Origin of the sequence: Cognatiyoonia koreensis (assembly GCF_900109295.1) — a bacterium.
Taxonomy (GTDB): Bacteria; Pseudomonadota; Alphaproteobacteria; order Rhodobacterales; family Rhodobacteraceae; genus Cognatiyoonia; species Cognatiyoonia koreensis.
Genome location: NZ_FOIZ01000002.1, coordinates 437,558 through 454,379, shown reverse-complemented (window position 1 = coordinate 454,379; position 16,822 = coordinate 437,558). Strand labels below are relative to the sequence as shown.

Annotated in this window: 17 protein-coding genes; 13 read left to right on the top strand and 4 right to left on the bottom strand. The window is 58.1% G+C overall.

Translation table 11 applies throughout. From position 1 onward, the window contains the following. Positions 1-127 precede the first annotated feature (127 nt). The 12 genes from BMY44_RS13955 (at position 128) to BMY44_RS13900 (ending at position 12,949) form a co-directional block, all read left to right on the top strand. Entirely contained in the window at positions 128-913 is a 786-nt protein-coding gene (locus BMY44_RS13955) for a ThuA domain-containing protein (protein ID WP_089997174.1), read from the top strand. Further along, complete coding sequence (locus tag BMY44_RS13950; protein ID WP_207510550.1) at positions 913-1,962, top strand: Gfo/Idh/MocA family protein; 1,050 nt, start codon at positions 913-915, stop codon at positions 1,960-1,962. Before BMY44_RS13955 ends, BMY44_RS13950 begins: the two co-directional genes overlap by 1 nt. Before the next feature lie 38 nt (positions 1,963-2,000). Continuing rightward, a complete protein-coding gene (locus tag BMY44_RS13945) occupies positions 2,001-3,650 on the top strand; it encodes a glycosyltransferase family 4 protein (RefSeq protein WP_131801615.1) in 1,650 nt (549 codons plus the stop codon). A 91-nt stretch (positions 3,651-3,741) separates the two neighbouring features. Beyond that, positions 3,742-4,527 (top strand): hypothetical protein, encoded by a 786-nt coding sequence (locus BMY44_RS13940; protein WP_089996068.1) that lies wholly within the window; start codon positions 3,742-3,744, stop codon positions 4,525-4,527. Positions 4,528-4,532: 5 nt separating this feature from the next. After that, positions 4,533-5,891 (top strand): tetratricopeptide repeat protein, encoded by a 1,359-nt coding sequence (locus tag BMY44_RS13935; RefSeq protein WP_089996065.1) that lies wholly within the window; start codon positions 4,533-4,535, stop codon positions 5,889-5,891. Further along, positions 5,888-6,289 carry a DUF6165 family protein gene (locus BMY44_RS13930; RefSeq protein WP_089996063.1) on the top strand — a complete coding sequence of 134 codons (402 nt, stop codon included), beginning with the start codon at positions 5,888-5,890 and terminating at the stop codon, positions 6,287-6,289. Before BMY44_RS13935 ends, BMY44_RS13930 begins: the two co-directional genes overlap by 4 nt. Next, positions 6,286-7,056: an FkbM family methyltransferase gene (locus BMY44_RS13925; protein ID WP_089996060.1), complete on the top strand. Its 771-nt coding sequence runs from the start codon at positions 6,286-6,288 to the stop codon at positions 7,054-7,056. The genes BMY44_RS13930 and BMY44_RS13925 overlap by 4 nt, the downstream gene beginning before the upstream one ends. An 85-nt stretch (positions 7,057-7,141) precedes the next feature. Continuing rightward, positions 7,142-7,963, top strand: a complete 822-nt coding sequence (locus BMY44_RS13920) for a flagellar motor protein MotB (protein WP_089996057.1) — start codon at positions 7,142-7,144, stop codon at positions 7,961-7,963. Between the two features lie 82 nt (positions 7,964-8,045). Further along, entirely contained in the window at positions 8,046-9,356 is a 1,311-nt protein-coding gene (locus BMY44_RS13915) for a flagellar hook protein FlgE (RefSeq protein WP_089996055.1), read from the top strand. 27 nt (positions 9,357-9,383) lie between these two features. Continuing rightward, positions 9,384-10,832: a flagellar hook-associated protein FlgK gene (flgK, locus tag BMY44_RS13910; RefSeq protein WP_089996052.1), complete on the top strand. Its 1,449-nt coding sequence runs from the start codon at positions 9,384-9,386 to the stop codon at positions 10,830-10,832. 3 nt (positions 10,833-10,835) lie between these two features. Next, the gene (locus tag BMY44_RS13905; RefSeq protein ID WP_089996049.1) at positions 10,836-11,846 is read left to right on the top strand and encodes a flagellin; all 1,011 of its coding nucleotides are present in this window, start codon (positions 10,836-10,838) and stop codon (positions 11,844-11,846) included. Beyond that, the gene (locus BMY44_RS13900) at positions 11,843-12,949 is read left to right on the top strand and encodes a flagellar basal body P-ring protein FlgI (RefSeq protein ID WP_089996046.1); all 1,107 of its coding nucleotides are present in this window, start codon (positions 11,843-11,845) and stop codon (positions 12,947-12,949) included. Before BMY44_RS13905 ends, BMY44_RS13900 begins: the two co-directional genes overlap by 4 nt. Before the next feature lie 109 nt (positions 12,950-13,058). Here the strand turns inward: BMY44_RS13900 and fliP are convergent, their stop codons facing one another. Genes fliP through fliF form a run of 4 tightly spaced genes read right to left on the bottom strand, consistent with a single transcriptional unit; the run spans position 13,059 to position 16,206 of the window. Next, on the bottom strand, positions 13,059-13,817 hold the full coding sequence (gene fliP, locus BMY44_RS13895; protein ID WP_089996043.1) for a flagellar type III secretion system pore protein FliP: 759 nt from the start codon (positions 13,815-13,817) through the stop codon (positions 13,059-13,061). After that, positions 13,795-14,094, bottom strand: coding sequence for a FliM/FliN family flagellar motor switch protein (locus tag BMY44_RS13890; protein WP_089996040.1), 300 nt, complete (start codon positions 14,092-14,094; stop codon positions 13,795-13,797). Before BMY44_RS13890 ends, fliP begins: the two co-directional genes overlap by 23 nt. Continuing rightward, positions 14,087-14,650 carry a hypothetical protein gene (locus BMY44_RS13885; protein ID WP_089996037.1) on the bottom strand — a complete coding sequence of 188 codons (564 nt, stop codon included), beginning with the start codon at positions 14,648-14,650 and terminating at the stop codon, positions 14,087-14,089. The genes BMY44_RS13890 and BMY44_RS13885 overlap by 8 nt, the downstream gene beginning before the upstream one ends. Next, positions 14,650-16,206 carry a flagellar basal-body MS-ring/collar protein FliF gene (gene fliF, locus BMY44_RS13880; protein ID WP_089997173.1) on the bottom strand — a complete coding sequence of 519 codons (1,557 nt, stop codon included), beginning with the start codon at positions 16,204-16,206 and terminating at the stop codon, positions 14,650-14,652. Before fliF ends, BMY44_RS13885 begins: the two co-directional genes overlap by 1 nt. A gap of 119 nt (positions 16,207-16,325) precedes the next feature. Between fliF and BMY44_RS13875 the strand changes: the two genes are divergently transcribed. Continuing rightward, on the top strand, positions 16,326-16,814 hold the full coding sequence (locus BMY44_RS13875; protein ID WP_089996034.1) for a flagellar basal body-associated FliL family protein: 489 nt from the start codon (positions 16,326-16,328) through the stop codon (positions 16,812-16,814). Positions 16,815-16,822: the final 8 nt, after the last annotated feature.

Below are 16,822 nucleotides of genomic sequence, written 5' to 3'. Positions count from 1 at the left end.
GGGAGTCGGCAAGTGTAAAGTCAAGTTGACACATGGGGCAAAGTGACACGATCCCCCCTTATTCGGGATTGCCTTGTTTCGTGTTTCTGCGCAAGGTTCCTTCAAAGCGCTTTGGGAGTCGAAAGCCATGCCGATCAATGTCACCGTCTGGGGCGAAAACGTTCACGAACAAAGTAATGAGACCGTCGCTGAACTTTATCCCAAGGGGATGCACGGGGCGATTGCAGATGCGTTGAATACCGACAAGCGCTTCACCGCGACGACCGCCACCTTGCAAGAGCCGGAACACGGCATGACGCAAGCCCGTCTTGCCCAAACCGATGTGCTGATCTGGTGGGGCCACGCCGCACACGGCGACGTTGACGACGCGGTTGTCGAGCGGGTCGCAGAACATGTTTGGGCGGGCATGGGCATCATCCTGCTGCATTCGGCGCATTTTGCCAAAATTTTCAAACGCCTAATGGGTACGCCATGTAACCTAACATGGCGTGAGGCGGGCGAGCGTGAACGTCTTTGGGTCACATCGCGCAATCATCCCATTGCTGCCGGTCTGCCTGATCATTTCGAGCTTGAGAACGAGGAGATGTATGGCGAACCCTTTGGCGTCCCCGAACCGCTTGAAACCGTGTTCATCAGTTGGTTTGCGGGTGGCGAAGTGTTCCGCTCTGGCCTCACCTACAAGCGGGGCGCCGGAAATGTGTTCTATTTCCGTCCGGGGCACGAAACCTATCCGACGTATCACGATGCGAACGTCCAGACTGTGTTGCGCAACGCGTGTGCCTGGGCACACAACCCAGCACCGCGCGTGTCTAGAGTGACGGATGCGCCGAATGTGCCGGTTGAAAGTGCGCTTGAACCGATCGAGGCACGCGGTCCGCGGTTGCACGCTGACGGCGAAGACGGGTTCCGCTGATGATCCGCGTGATGATCGTCGGCACAGGCGGGATGGCGCATGACCATGCTCGCGCCTATGCGGCGATGGACGGTGTCAGTGTCGTCGCGGGTGTCGATACCAACCCCGAGAACCTTGCCGCGTTTCAAAAAGAATTCGGCATTCCGAATGGATTTGACTCGGTTTCTGCCGCCCTTGCGTGGGGCGATTTCGATGCCGTGTCCAACGTGACTCCCGACGGGGTGCATCACCGCACGACCATGCCGCTTTTGGCGGCTGGCAAGCATGTACTTTGTGAAAAACCGCTCGCCGCGATGGCGGCGGATGCTGCGGAAATGGCCACAGCCGCGCAGGCGGCAGGTGTCGTCAACATGGTGAACCTGACCTATCGCAACGTACCTGCCTTGATGGCGGGGGCTGATATTGTCGCGTCCGGCGAGATTGGCGAAGTCCGGCATTTTGAAGCGTCGTATCTGCAAAGCTGGCTCACCCAGCCTGCGTGGGGCGACTGGAAGACTGAAGATCAGTGGTTGTGGCGATTGTCATCCGCGCATGGATCGCTTGGCGTTCTGGGCGATGTCGGTGTGCATATCCTTGACTACGCGACGTTCGCCGCAGGGTCTGGTGCGGCGGATGTGTCGTGCCGGTTGACGACATTTCCCAAGGCCGAAGGGAACCGGATCGGGGCTTATGTGCTGGACGCAAATGACAGTTTTTCGATGCACCTGACGCTTGCTAACGGCGCGGCCGGTGTGATCCATGCGACGCGCTTTGCATCGGGGCATCTGAACGACCTGCGCTTGCGGCTTTATGGCACCCAAGGCGGATTGGAAGTCTTGTTCGAAGGCGGGAAGAGCCAGTTGCGCAAATGCACCGGTGCAAATCTGGAAAAAGCGGAATGGCAAGAGGTCGCCACACCCGACGTGGACACGAATTACGTGCGCTTCATCAAGGCGATCCAGTCAGGTGACTCGGTGCGCCCCGATTTTACCCGCGGTGCCGCCTTGCAACGGGTCCTTGATCGGGCCGTTGAATCCAATGCTGACAGTTGTCGAAGCTTGCCGGTCTAAGTCTTGCGCCGCATCACAACTGTCGTGATGATGTTGCCATGACACCTGCGATTTACTTTCATCCGGACGCTGTCGAAGGAAAAGGGGCCGATCTGGTTGGTCGCCGGTCGGCTGGGCAGTCCTTTGTGCGCGCTTTTCAGCGCTATGGCACTGGCGACCAGATCAATGTTGTCACCGAAACAGCTGCCCATGCGGATGATTTCCGCGCGCTGGCCGAAGACTTTGGGGAAACCCGCCCGGTCAACGCGGCTGTACTGCGCGACCGACATGATTTCACCAAATTCGGTACGGTTTTCTTTCCCTCGCCCGGCTATCTGAACGCGGTTTGGCAGCGTGCCCGCGGTGATATGCGCAGATGTTCGCTTGTCGGGATCACACACACTGTATCGACCCGCCGGATTGTCGAGAACCTGCATAACCTGATGCTGCAACCCGTGGAGCCGTGGGACGCGATCATTTGCACAAGCCGGGCCGTTCAATCCGTCGTGGCGCGCCAGTTCGCGCTTGAGGCGGATTACATCAGGGCCCGCTTTGGTGCGCAGGTCATTCCACAGCCGCAGCTGCCGATCATTCCGCTGGGTATTCATGCGGCGGATTTTGCGCCAACCGATGACGGGCGCGCCCAGATGCGTGGCAGGTTCGAAACACCGGATGACGCTGTTGTGGTCATGACCATGGGCCGCCTCACGTCGGTTGAAAAGGCGAATCCCGTGCCGCTGTTCATGGCCTTGGAGCGTATCGCGAAAGGCGGGCAGCAGGTTCACCTCTGGATGGTTGGCTGGAGCGACCGCGAAGGCGAAAGGGTGCTGCATGAAACGGGCGCGAACGCGCTTTGTCCATCTGTCACCGTTCATTTCATTGATGGGCGCGAACCGGACGTGCGCCGGCATATCTGGTCGGGTGCCGATATTTTCACGCTGCCGGTCGACAACATTCAGGAAACATTTGGTCTGGTTCCGGTTGAAGCAATGGCCGCTGGCTTGCCGGTTGTGATGCCGGATTGGAATGGTTTTCGCGATACAGTCGTGGACGGTCTGACCGGAATGCTGGTTCCGACGATCATGGCGCCGCCAGATGATGCAACAGGCAGGCTTCTGGCCTCGCGTTTTGCTGACGGCAGTGACGGATATCTCTATTATCTGTCCTGCGTGCAGCAACAGACCGTGCTTGATGTGCAAGCCTATACAAAAGCGCTCGATCGTCTGGTGCAGAATAAGGATCTGCGCAAGAAGATGGGCGCGGCAGGGCGCGCGCATGTCACCCGCAATTTCGATTGGTCCGCAGTAATCCCGCAATATATGGCGCTGGCCGACGAACTTGCGCGCCAGCGTCAGAGCGCGAAACAGATCCCGCGCGTGCAAAACCCGATGGAAGCATCGCCGTTCGATACCTATCGGCACTATCCAAGCAGGCCTCTGACTGCCGACACGGTCATTGTGACCGCCGAACCCCTCGACGCCGAAAAGCTGGCGGATTTGGACATGATCAACGGGCGCAAACTCTACAAGCGAAAGGTCGCGCCGGACAGCGAAGTTTTTGAAACGCTGGCGCTTATCGCCGCGCATCAACCCCTCACAATGGGGGATTTGTTGGGACGCCTGCCAGCACTTGCACCCCGCCTGAACGGGATCGTTCTGTTTCTGGCAAAGTACGACTTTGTGACCTTGGGGCCGCAAGTGTCAAAATAACGCCTGAATTCTATGCTCTTGCCCTGCCGGGGACTTTTGTTTTTGCTGGGCTGCGCAAGAATAGGGCCTGTCGTGTGAAAAGGTTAGTTAAATGCATTTGTCAGTGAGCTTTGAAAACACCGAAGGGACGACCGCGGGGTCGGGCCCTGTCCAGGTCGGCTGGTTCCTGAATATCAAAAAGGCCGGCGTGGTCTATTTCCCGCCAGAACGCGTGCGATCTGCGGATATGAACAAGAAGCACGCCAAATCGGCGTCGCGTTGTCCCGCGGTGATCAATTTGGAAAGCCGGTATTTCATGATCCGCTGTCCGTTCGATCTCAACCTTGAATTCGTGCGCGACAAGGAAGGGCGTCCGGCCCTGCGTAACCTCAACGGCGACATGAGCGGCATTCGCGCAGGCAAGCTGCGCGACAAACTGCATGTCACCGCCGAACACGAATGGCGCTATCCCGGCATTCCGACAGTGCAACTGGAATTGCCCTATGTCTTCATCGCCGATGAGCCGGTTTATATCAATCAGGTCGCGCCGTTCATGCACTATCAGAAGACGCCGTTCCCCGGCACGATCTTCGGCGGGCGCTTCCCGATCAACGTCTGGCCGCGTCCATTGATGTGGGCGTTTGAATGGCATGACACCACGAAGGCGCTTAAGGTCAATCGTGGTGATCCGCTGTTCTATGCGCAATTCGAAGTCATGCCGCAGGACCGGAGTGTCGTTGTCAGCGAGGTCGAAGTGACTGATGAGCTGAACGACTACATGGAACATATTTCTGGCGCAGTGAATTATGTAAACCAGACCTTTTCGCTGTTTGAGGCCGCAGAAAAGGCGCGGCCCGAAAGGCTCGTTGTTCCGGTCAAGCGCATCAGGTCCGAGTAAGGCCCGTGTCCCGCACCTTGAAGCAGGTCAAAGCCGAAGCGACCCGCGCCCATCAAGCCGGTGAATTCGATGCAGCCAGACGTGCTTATGGCGAATACCTGTCACAAGTGCCCCATGACGGGATCATCTGGTCAAACCTTGGCGTTCTGCACCGAAGCACGAACCGGCACAGGATGGCCCTTCGGTCGCACCGCCGCGCGTTTGCACTTAGTCCGCAGGACACAGGCGTTCGCAACAATCTGTCGAACACGTTGTCCGATATCGGGAAATATGAAGAATCCATCGCGTTGCGTCGTCAGATTCTGGAAGAAGTCCCCAACGATCCCAACCACCTTGCCATGATCGGACGCTGTTATCGTGGCATGGGGGACTATGATGCCGCGATCGCGCATCTGAGCGAAGTTATCAAAATACTGCCGGATGACCCCGAGGTGCAGATGCAACTTGCATTTGCCTATCTGGGTCGTGGCGATTACGCCAAAGGTTTCGAGCTTTACAAAGCCCGCTGGCGTGCGGGAGAGTTGCGCCCCCGTAACCTGAAATTTCCGGAATGGCAGGGCCAAGACCTGTCGGACAAGACGCTTTTGGTGCTGCCAGAACAGGGTTTTGGCGATGCCGTCCTGTTCATGCGCTTTCTGCCCTCCCTTGCCAAACTGGCGGCAAAAGTTCGTGTTCTGGTCGACAAACCGTTGCTGCGTCTTTTTTCAAAACTGCCTGACATCGAACTTGTGACAGCAGAAACCGCAGGCGAAAACCCTGCGGACTACTGGATCAACATGATGGATATGGCGGCTGTTCATTTTGCCCGGTCACGGGACATCCCCCCGCCGACGCAGTTACACATTCCTGATGATGCCACGGAACGTGCCGCGCAGATCACCGGCCCTTATGCCAAGTCGTTCAAGGTTGGTGTCGTCTGGGCGGGGTCGGTTACCTACAAGGGCAACGCGTTCCGATCATTTGCACATCGCGATTTTCTGCCCCTTGTGGATATCCCGGACGTGCAGTTGTTTTCGCTTTACAAGGGGCCGTTGCTGACGCCGTATTACGAAGACGGTTCTGACGCCTTCATGGTGGATACGGCCAGTACGGACCGCGATTTTGCTGATTGCGCGGCGACGATGTCGGCAATGGATCTGGTCATCACTTCCGATACGGTAAGCGCGCATATGGCAAGCTCTTTGGGCATTGAGACTTGGACCGTGCTGCATTGGGATCCGTTCTGGGTCTACACGCATGCAGGAGACACGACCCCGTGGTATCCTGGAATGCGGTTGTTTCGGCAGAAAACTCCCCTCGACTGGTCCGGTGTCATGGCCGAAGTGGAGGCGGCTCTTGTGTCACGATTGGAGCGGGGAACATGAAGGAAATACTTGTGCCGACAGCTCCGGGAGAGCTGATCGACAAGCTGACGATATTGCGTTTGAAGTCGGAAAAGATCACCGACGACGCAAAACTTGCGAATGTCCGGCATGAACAGGCCGTCCTTCAGCGCATCGCTGATGCTGCGTTGCCCGATATAGATGCACTGGCGGCTCTGGCCGACCAGCTTTACGACATAAATGCCGACTTGTGGGTCATCGAAGACGATATCAGGGCTTGCGAGGCACGGGGCGATTTCGGCGCGGGGTTCATCGGTCTGGCGCGCGCGGTTTATGTCACCAACGATGAACGCGCGCGCATCAAGAAAGAGATCAACCTTTTGCTTGGTTCGGATATTGTGGAAGAGAAATCATATTACCAGGATAGCGAATCCACATGACCCCAGCAGAACGAGTCGCCGAAGCCCGCAAGCAATTGAAAGAGGCCGAGCGTGAAGTCGTCGCTGCGCTGAACAAGAACAACACCCGCGCCCGTGCGCCATTCGTCCGCCTTCTGCACGAAGTTCGCGGCATGCTGCATCCGGCCTTCCCCTATGCAAGCCAGGCGGGTCAGGACCAGATCGTTGACCGTTACTTCAAAGGCAAACGCGGCGGCACTTTTGTCGATGTGGGCGCGTATGACGGACTGAGCGGATCAAATTCGCTCTTCTTTGAACGCTGGCGCAATTGGTCGGGTGTCATGGTCGAACCGGTTGCGGTGCAACGTGCGCGGGCCGAGGCCCAGCGCAGCGTGCCCTGTTTGCCCTATGCCGTGTCCGACAAGAACGGTGAGGCGCAGTTCATGGCAGTGACCGAAGGTTACACGCAGATGAGCGGCCTGCTGGATCAGTACGACAGCAAGATGCTGGAACGCGTGCGCGCCGACCCGCGCCATGCCGAACAGGTGATTACCGTGCAAACCCGCACACTTGCCGCGATCCTTGAGGAGGCAGACCTTGCGAATCCGGATTTCATTTCACTGGACATCGAAGGTGGCGAACTGGCCGCGCTCGAAGCGTTTCCCTTTAAAAATCACCGCGTCGGGGCATGGGCGATCGAAAACAACGCAGGTGGAACGGATATCGCGAAACTGATGCGATCCAAGGGCTATCAGCTTGTTGAATTCTGTGGTCCGGACGAAGTCTACATTTTATCTGATATTATGTAAAAACCGTTGTAAATCCGGCCTTTAAGTCTGCTTTCATATTCGACCCTGTAACCCCATCTGCGGGTGGTGAACCGAGGGTGAAGACATGGAAGCAGGCAACAACAGACCGATAATCATCAAACGCAAGAAAGTCATCGCTGGCGGCGGGCACCACGGTGGGGCCTGGAAGGTCGCTTATGCTGATTTCGTCACGGCGATGATGGCGTTTTTCATGTTGATGTGGCTTCTGAACGCAACGACCGAACAACAGCGCAAGGGCATCGCGGATTACTTCTCTCCGACCATTCCGATCAATCGTGTGTCAGGCGGTGGGGCAGGTGCCTTTGGCGGCGACAACATCTTTACCCGCGAAACACTGGCTCAAAGCGGCACCGGTGGCATCGCAAATCGCGATGGCGATGAAGCCGTCGATGTCGGCGCGACCGCAGCGGCGCAGGAAACTGCCAGCCTCGAAGATCTCGAAGCGGCCCTTCTGGGCCTTGGCGGCGAAAGCGCGCTTTCCGACAATCAGCTGCGTCATGTCGTAACCCGTCTGACTGACGAAGGACTTGTGATCGAGGTGTTCGACATGCCCAACGCGCCGCTGTTTTATGGAGCAACCGATACGCCCGAAGGCGTGACTGTGCAGATCCTGGAAATGATCGCCCGCATACTGGGGTCAGTGACCAACGATGTCGCCATATCCGGCCACGTCAAAGCGGAAACTGTCGTGCGTCTGCGCAACCCGGCGTGGGATGTGTCTACCAGCCGGGCGGCCCGCACACGGTTGATACTTGAGGCGGCATCCTTCGACCCAGACCGGATTGCACGGATCACGGGCGAGGCCGACCGCGACCCGATCGTCAGTGATTCCAGTTCAATTCGAAACAATCGAATCGAAATCGTGGTGCTGAGGTCTGATCTTTAGGTCGGATGTTAGGGGGACGTTAAGGGCGGGGCGTTACACGGTTCTTCAGACATTGAAAGTTTGCTGCTGAAAGGCCCTGTATATGACGATTTCCTCCTCTCTGAATGCAAGCGTTGCTGGTCTTGCGGCGAATGCATCAAGGCTGGCGACGATCTCCGACAATATCTCCAATTCCTCTACCTATGGCTACAAACGGGCGGAAACTGATTTCCATTCCATGGTAATTGCCAGCAATCGCGGTGCCTATTCCGCGGGTGGCGTGCGGACGACATCGCAGCGGCTGATTGATGAACGCGGCTCGCTTGTGTCGACATCGAACCCGACGGATCTTGCCGTGCGGGGGCGGGGTATGCTGCCTGTCACGACAGAGGCATCGGTGCAGGTCGGAAACGGTGACAACCCGCTGTTGCTGGCGACGACGGGATCGTTCCGCACGGATAGCCAAGGGTATTTGCGCAGCGAAGCCGGACTGGTCCTGATGGGTTGGCCGGCCTTGCCAGATGGCACGGTGCCCCCGTATCCACGCGATGCGCCCGATGGATTGCGTCCCATCCAGATCAACAACAACCAGTTCGCGGGCGAGGCGACGACCAGGCTCGATCTTGCGGTAAATCTGCCCGCGACATCGACAGAAGATACTTCGACCGGCGAAAATGAAACGCTTTCGATCGAATACTTCGACAATCTCGGCAAGTCGGCGAACCTGAACATACAGTTCTCACCTGCCGTGCCTGCGCCGGGCGATCCGGCAACGAACGACTGGACGATGACAATTTTCGACAGCGCGACCGGTACAGCCTCGATCGGGGAATATACACTTGAATTCAACGGCGCGCGCGGCGCAGGTGGCACGTTGGAAAATGTGACCGCTGGCGCGGTCGGCGGCGCATACAGCCCGACGGATGGCACGTTCACAGTCGATGTTGCGGGCGGCCCGCTTGAAATCAACATCGGTGCGCTGGGAGATTCAAACGGGCTGACGCAGCTTTCGGATGCGTTTGCACCTGTTTCAATTTCCAAGAATGGCACACCGGTCGGCAGTCTGACCTCTATCGAAGTCGACGCAAACGGCTTTGTGCGGGCATCGTTCGATATCGGGATCAACCGTGTACTCTATCAGATTCCGCTGATCGACGTGCCGAATGTGAATGGACTCGAAACGCTCGACAGTCAGGTCTACCGCGTGACGCCCGACAGCGGGACGTTCTTCATGTGGGACGCAGGCGATGGCCCCACCGGTGACATCATCAGTTTCGCCCGCGAGGAATCGACAACGGATGTTGCCGGTGAACTGACCGACCTGATCCAGACACAACGCGCCTATTCGTCGAACGCGAAGGTCATCCAGACCGTCGACGAGATGTTGCAGGAAACGACCAATATCAAGCGGTAATCAGCCGAGACTTGAGGTACAACAGACATGAGCATCACCGCATCTTTGAACAACGCCATCAGCGGGCTGACCGCAACAGCGCGGATGGCCGAAGTTGTCTCTTCGAACCTGTCAAATGCCTTGACGGATGGCTACGGGCGACGCGTCGTCGATCTGTCCGCTGCCAATCTGGGTGGCAAGGGTGCGGGCGTGACGATCGACGGCGTGCGCAGGATTGTCGACGCCGGGGTCATCGGCGACAGGCGGCTTGCTGATGCTGAACTTGCGGGTCAGCAACAGACCCTGAACACACTGCAACAGGTAGAGCGGGCCATTGGCCTGCCTGGTGATCCCGCCGGGTTGGCGGGACGCTTGAATGCATTCGAAAGCGCGCTTGTCAGCGCAGGCACAGATCCTGCGTCACCCCAGCGCCTACAAATGGCGGTCAACCGGCTGGGTGATGTCGCGGATGGTTTGCGTCAGGCAACCGGCACCGTTCAGACATTGCGGCAGGATTCTGATGCACAAATCGCGCGCGATGTGGAAACGCTCAACAGTGCGCTAGGACAAGTCGCAAAGCTGAACGCGGATATCAGCAGGGCGATCGGAACAGGTGGCGATACCACGGCCCTGCAGGACGCGCGACAGCGCGCGATTGACCAAATCTCTGAAATCGTCCCGATCCGGGAAATTCCACGTGACCGTGGCGCGGTCGCCTTGATGACGACCACCGGCGCACAGCTTCTGGATGGTACGCCAGCCACGTTCTCATTTTCGGCAACACCAACGATCACCGCTGACATGACATTCGGATCCGGTGCGCTCTCTGGGCTGGAATTCAACGGACAACCCGCATCGCCAAGCAATGGGGTCGGTAAATTCACCGGCGGCACGCTCGGGGCCGCTTTTGAGATGCGTGATGCCAAACTCGTTGCCGCGCAGGCAGGACTAGATACAGTTGCGCAAGATCTCGTATCGCGATTTGCCGATCCGGCGACGGATCCCACACTTGTTGCGGGGGCACCCGGGCTTTTGACTGACCGGGGAGGCGCGCTCGATCCGCTCGATCTGACAGGGCTTGCCGGACGGTTGCAAATCAACGCGGCGGTTGATCCCGGCCAGGGTGGCGATGTGACCCGCCTGCGCGACGGGATCGGCGCTGCCGCACCCGGTCCTGCTGGGAATCCCGCGCAGATCGACCGCTGGCTTTCGGCACTAAACACTCCCCGCAGTTCGGGGGCAGGTCTGCCTGCACGGTCTGCCAGTGGTCAAATCGCAAATCTGGCGAGCGAGATCGGCACCCAGCGGCTACGCGCAGACGATGAACTTACTTTCGCGGCAGCGCGTTGGGATACGCTGCGCGCCGCAGAATTGGGCAACGGGGTCGATACCGATCAAGAAATGCAAATGCTGATCCGCATCGAGCAATCCTATGCCGCCAACGCAAAACTAATCGAAACCATCAATGCGATGGTGCGCACCTTGATGGAGATATGATCAATGCCAATCCACACTGTCGGTGACATGTCGCAACATTTTCAATCGCTCAGACAGACTGGGCGGCTGAAGACCGACTTGAACGTGCTGACAGGAGAGCTTTCTTCGCAAATCAAGAATGACCTAACCCGCAGCCTCGGTGGTGATCTGCGCCAATTGCAGAGCATTGATCGCGAAATCACCCTGCTGCAAGGGTATCAGCAGGCAGGAACAGAGATTGCACAGCGGCTTTCATTTGCACAGACAACGCTTGCCGCGATTGACCGGATTCGCGGCAATTTCATGGAGACCGCACTCCAGATAACTCCCGAGTCTGCAGCGCGCGATATTCAGGCATCGGTAAAGGCAGGGGAAGCCGCGTTCACCGAAATCGCAACACAGCTGAACCGCCGCCTTGGTGAGCGAACGATTTTTGGTGGTGCAGACGTCGCGCGTGATCCGCTTGCCCCGCCGCAAGAGATGCTGACCTCGCTGCGCGCGGCCACTGCCGGGCTGACCGATCAGGCAGATATCATAGCCGCTGTGGATGACTGGTTCGACGATCCCGCCGGTGGTTTTGCGACGCTTGGCTATCAAGGTGATACCGGCCCGCAACTGCAGCAGCGCATCAGCGCAGACAAAACAATCGCGTTGAACATGCGCGCTGACGGCGCCGCAAGTGTCGCCCTCTTGAAAGGAGCGGCGATTGCGGCAATGGCAGACGAAAACACAGTGGGGCTGACAGACCGTACCCGTGCCGGACTGGTTCAGACAAGCGGGCAGCGCATGCTTTCTGCCGCTGATGATCTGACAGCGATGCGATCCGACCTTGGTGCGGCGCAGGCTAGTGTGGACGAAGCCGCCGCCGCTCATGGTGCGCAGCTGACGGCATTCCAGATCAATAGGAATGAACTGACAGCGGCCGACCCGTTCGATACGGCAAGCCGATTGCAGAATGTGCAGCAACAGCTGGAGATGCATTACACCGTGACAGCACGATTGTCCCAACTCAGCCTGGTGAACTATCTGCGATGAAAAAACTTCTTGGTATCATGATGCTCGGCACGATGCTCTCCACGGGGAGCGTTCATGCCGCACCGATCCGGCTCAAGGATCTTGTTGAATTCGACGGGGTCCGCACGAACGATCTTGTCGGTTATGGTCTGGTGGTCGGGCTGAACGGAACTGGCGACGGGTTGCGCAATTCACCGTTCACCGAAGAAATCATGGTCAACATCCTGGAACGGCTTGGCGTCAACGTCACCGGTGAGCAGTTCCGCCCCAAGAATGTCGCGGCGGTTTTCGTCACCGGCAGCCTGCCACCATTTGCACGTGCCGGCAGCCCGATAGACGTAACAGTTTCCGCAATCGGAGACGCCAGCAGCCTTCTTGGCGGAACACTGATTATGACACCGCTCAACGCCGCCGATGGTGAAATCTATGCGGTTGCCCAAGGCACGATCATTGCAGGGGGCGTCAGCGCGGAAGGTGCTGCTGCTGCCGTGACCCAAGGCGTTCCAACTTCGGGATCGATACCGTCCGGCGCAACTGTCGAGCGCGAAGTCGCTTTTGATTTCGCTGAGTTGACGTCGCTTCGTCTTGCGCTGCGCACACCGGATTTCACGACCGCAGGAAGGATTGAAGCCGCTATCAACCATAGCTTTGGCCGCCATGTGGCAACGATGCTTGATGCGGGTACAGTGCACCTGAACATCGGCGAAACCCATATGCCGTCGCCCGCGCATGCGCTGGGACGGATCGAAAACATCATGGTCGAACCCGAACGCCGCGCGCGGGTGGTTGTCGACCAACGCTCTGGCACGATCGTGATGGGCGAAGACGTCAGGATCAGCCGGGTTGCTGTCAGCCAGGGCAACCTGACTTTACGTATTCAGGAAGCACCGCTCGTCTCTCAACCAAATCCGTTTTCACCCGGCGAAACCGTGGTCGTTCCGCGTACTGCTGTCGGGATCGAAGATGAACCGGGGATCGGCTTGGCCGAGGTGCGCGGCGGCACCAGCTTAAGCGAAGTGATCGCTGGTTTGAATGCGCTGGGTGTTGCGCCGCGCGACATGATCGACATCCTGAAAAGCATCAAGGCCAGTGGCGCGCTTCATGCGGAGTTCATTGTTCGGTAGGGTCAGTTTTGTGCGGCAATAACTGTCGTGTGCGCACTGCCCGTTCGCCCAGACAGAAATAGGATTTTGGTAGAGACGTCAGTTCTGGGGGAGTATGGTCGAGAACCAATCAGACCCCGCCGTAGCCGCGCACAAGGCTGACAGCGATAAGGCTCCAGCCGTCCGCAACAACGAAGAACGCCAGTTTGAAGGGCAGCGACACAATCGCCGGGGGGACCATCATCATCCCCATCGACATGAGGATTGCGGCAACGACCAGATCGATGATCAGAAAAGGCAGGAAAATAAGAAACCCGACCTGAAACGCATGTTCCATCTCGCTCAGCATGAATGACGGGACCAGGACGGAAAGCGGTACGTCTTCTGCCGGCAGGTTCACATCGACGTCCGGTCTGAGATCGGCGAGTTGGTTCAGCGTGTCGGGATCAATCCGGGTCAGCATGAAAGCCCGCAACGGTTCCATTGTCCGCAGAAAGGCCTCCTCAATCTCCATATCCCCATTCAGCATTGGATCGATCCCTGCCGTCCATGCGGCCAGAAATACCGGTTCCATGACGAAATAGGTGAGGAAAAGGGCAAGCGAAACGATCAGCATGTTCGGCGGCGACTGCTGCAGGCCGATGGCCTGCCGCAGGATGGCGAGCACTGTGACAATGAAGGGAAAACAGGTGATCATGATCGCGATCCCCGGTACGATACTGAGCACGGTGATCAAAACTAGCAGTTGAACGGATCGGGTCGCGAGGGATCCGTCATCACCAAGTGTGATCGAAACGTCCTGCGCAAATGCAGCCGATGTCATCAGTGCCAGACAGACGGATCCGGCACAGACCAGCCGCCATGCTCTATCCAAGGTCGGTCGGGTCATTAATCACTTCGGTCAGTTTCACGGCGAGCTGTCCGGGTTCGCCACCTTCCTGTTCTTGCAATTCGCCCCGCGCGATCAGCCTGTCACCGATATAAAGCTCCACCGGGTCATCCACGCGGCGGTCAAGCGGTAAGACCGCGTTTTCACCAAGATTAAGAAGATCCCGGACCAGCGGGCGCGCCTTTCCAACGGAAATCAGCACCTCGATCGGGATTTGTTGCAAAAGTCCGGCACCTTTCGCGACGCTGTCATGGGGCGTAAGGCTTGCATCATTCATCTGTCTCTTCCTTCTGGTGTGCGTTGCAGAGGTGCTGAAGCGCGGTCCGCATGGCGGCGATCAGTAGTGCCGTGTCCAATTGGGTTTCCTGACGGTTGCCTCCGATCAGAACTTCATCCTGTGCAAGACCGGGGTCGGTCAGAAGGGCAACCTGCTGGTCACCAAAATCCGCCAGCACTTGCTGCATCACCGCCGCCTTTGCCGGGTGACAGGTCAGCTGCATCGGATGCGAAACATCTGCCCTCGCACACAGCAAGAGCGTTTCGAAGATCCGGCTACGTGTCATGTCGTCGATCAGTGCGGGGAGTATCTGGTCACAGATTGCACTGACCAGCGGGCCAAGGGCGCGCAGCAAATCCTGCTGTGCTTCGACATATCCGAATTGCAGTTCCGAAATCCGCGTCGCCATCTGCGCGCTCAGCGTTGCTTGGTCGGCAGCGGCGGCGGCAAGGCCTGCATCGTAACCATCCTCGAAACCGGGCAATTCGGTTGGTGACCGGGTGGGCGTTTCGCCACTTTCGGCTTCGAACTGTTCAAGGAACATCAAATGGGCCATTACGCAGACTCCCTCGGGTCAGGTTCTTCCATCCAGTCCTGCAGCAGTTGGACTGTTTCTGTTTCGCGTTCGGCAATCATCTCGCGCAGGCGGGCAACTGCATCCGCAGATGGCAGCTGCTGTGTCTGTTGCGTTGTCGCTTCGGGCGATGCATCTATCATGTCACCCTCGATCATGGTGCGCGGCAACTGATCGGCAGGGGGTGGCAAGGCGGCTGTTTTTCCCGATAGAATTGGCCGTACGACAAACAGCCCGAGGATGAGTGCAACCACGGCGGCAACGGCCACCTGAATAAGCTGCATCATATTGAGTGGTGCAGCGGTCGCGTCCGCTGTGACCAACGTGCCTTCGTTTGCGACGGCCTCGAATTGCATGGACTGGACAGTAATCAGGTCCCCTCTGCCCTCATCAAGACCGACAGCCAGCGAAACCAATTCCCGCAGCGCTGTCAGTTCGTCGGCTTTGCGCGGCGCATAGGTCACCGTTCCGTCGGTGCCTGTTTCCGCCACATCGTTCACCAGTACTGCAACGGTCAGGCGTCGCACATCACCGGCATTCCGAATGATCTGGCGTTCAGTTTGCGACATCTCATAGTTCGTCAACGCGCGGGTTTCGCTGTTTTCAGAGTTCGCAGTGCCGCCACCACCAGCTGCGTCACCGTCCGGTAGATTTGATGCGACCGTTACGTTGCCACCACGGCTGTCTTGGGATGTTTCGGCAGTTTCCGTCACGTCTGTGCTGATCGCGATCCGGCTGTCGGGATCGACCGTGCGTTCCAGGATCGACTCGCTTTGGTTGATGGTGTCGATTGATACCTCGACCAATGCGTTGCCCTGTCCCACCCGCGCCGCAAGCAAACGTTCGGCCCGCTGGCGCAACGTGTCGGCCATCTCGCCGGATTTGCCCGCTGCCGCCGACCCTGTGCTATCGGACAAAAGTCCTGCTTCATCGTCGATGATTGCAACATCATTGGGCGACAGCCCTGTCACGGCAGAACCGACAAGAAACTGCAGCGCCGTGATCTGCGACGATGACAGCCCGCCCGCCCCGGTCGAAACCGTCACGGCGGCCGTGGGTTTTTCGCGGGTTTGAAATGGGCGGCCCGACGGGGTCGATATATGAACGCGGGCCGCGCGAATGCTTGGATTGGCAAGGATTGTGCGGGCAAGCTCCCCCTCGCGGGCGCGCCAGTATGCGGCATCGAACATCTGCGATGTCGTCCCGAAACCGGACAGCCCGTCAAGCAATTCATAGCCTTGTGCCCCGACCGAGGGCAGCCCTTCTCCTGCCAGTGACATGCGCAGCGAATCCCGCTGCGTGGCATCGACATAGATGCCGCCGCCGCGCACTTCATAAATTGCGCCGCGCTGATCAAGTGCCGTTATCACGTCGCCTGCGGCCGCAGGTTCGAGCCCACCATAAAGAAGGGCGAGGTCTTTCTGCCCGGCACCGCGCGCCAAGAATACAACCAGCGCAATGATCGCGGCACTGGATAGAATCGCGATGATTTGCCGCCGCGTGTTCAGATTCGTCCAGACTGAAAGTAGGCCCTGCAATGGCTTCTCCATTCGATGGGCGTTCTGCCCGTCTGGGCAACATGACCCGAACACACTTAACAATCGGTTAGGGCTTCAACGTTAAATGTCGGACATCGCAATTTTTCGAAAGCTGCAGCATGACAGACATAACAGAGGACGAAGCCCCCCCGAAAAAGTCCAAGCTGCCTTTGATTCTTGGACTTGTCCTTGCGCTCGCCGGCGGTGGCGGCGGGTTCTTTGCCGTCAGCAGCGGCATGTTGGGCAGCTCTGGTGATGCGGATCATACCGAATCATCCGAAGACGCGAAGCAGGTCGAAGACATCCCGAAGGTCGCGTTCGTCGCGCTTGATCCAATGGTCATTTCCTTGCCCGCGGGCGGCGTCAGCACACATCTTCGGTTTGCCGCACAGCTTGAAGTTACGCCCGAACACGCGGCAGAGGTCGAAGCGTTGAAACCGCGCGTGATCGACGTGCTGAATGGCTATCTTCGCGCCGTTGAACTCTCGGAACTCGGTGATCCGGCGATCCTGGTGAAACTGCGCGGGCAGATGCTGCGCCGCGTTCAGGTTGTCGTCGGGGATGGTCGGGTGCGCGACCTTTTAATTATGGAATTCGTTTTGAATTGAGGAGACCG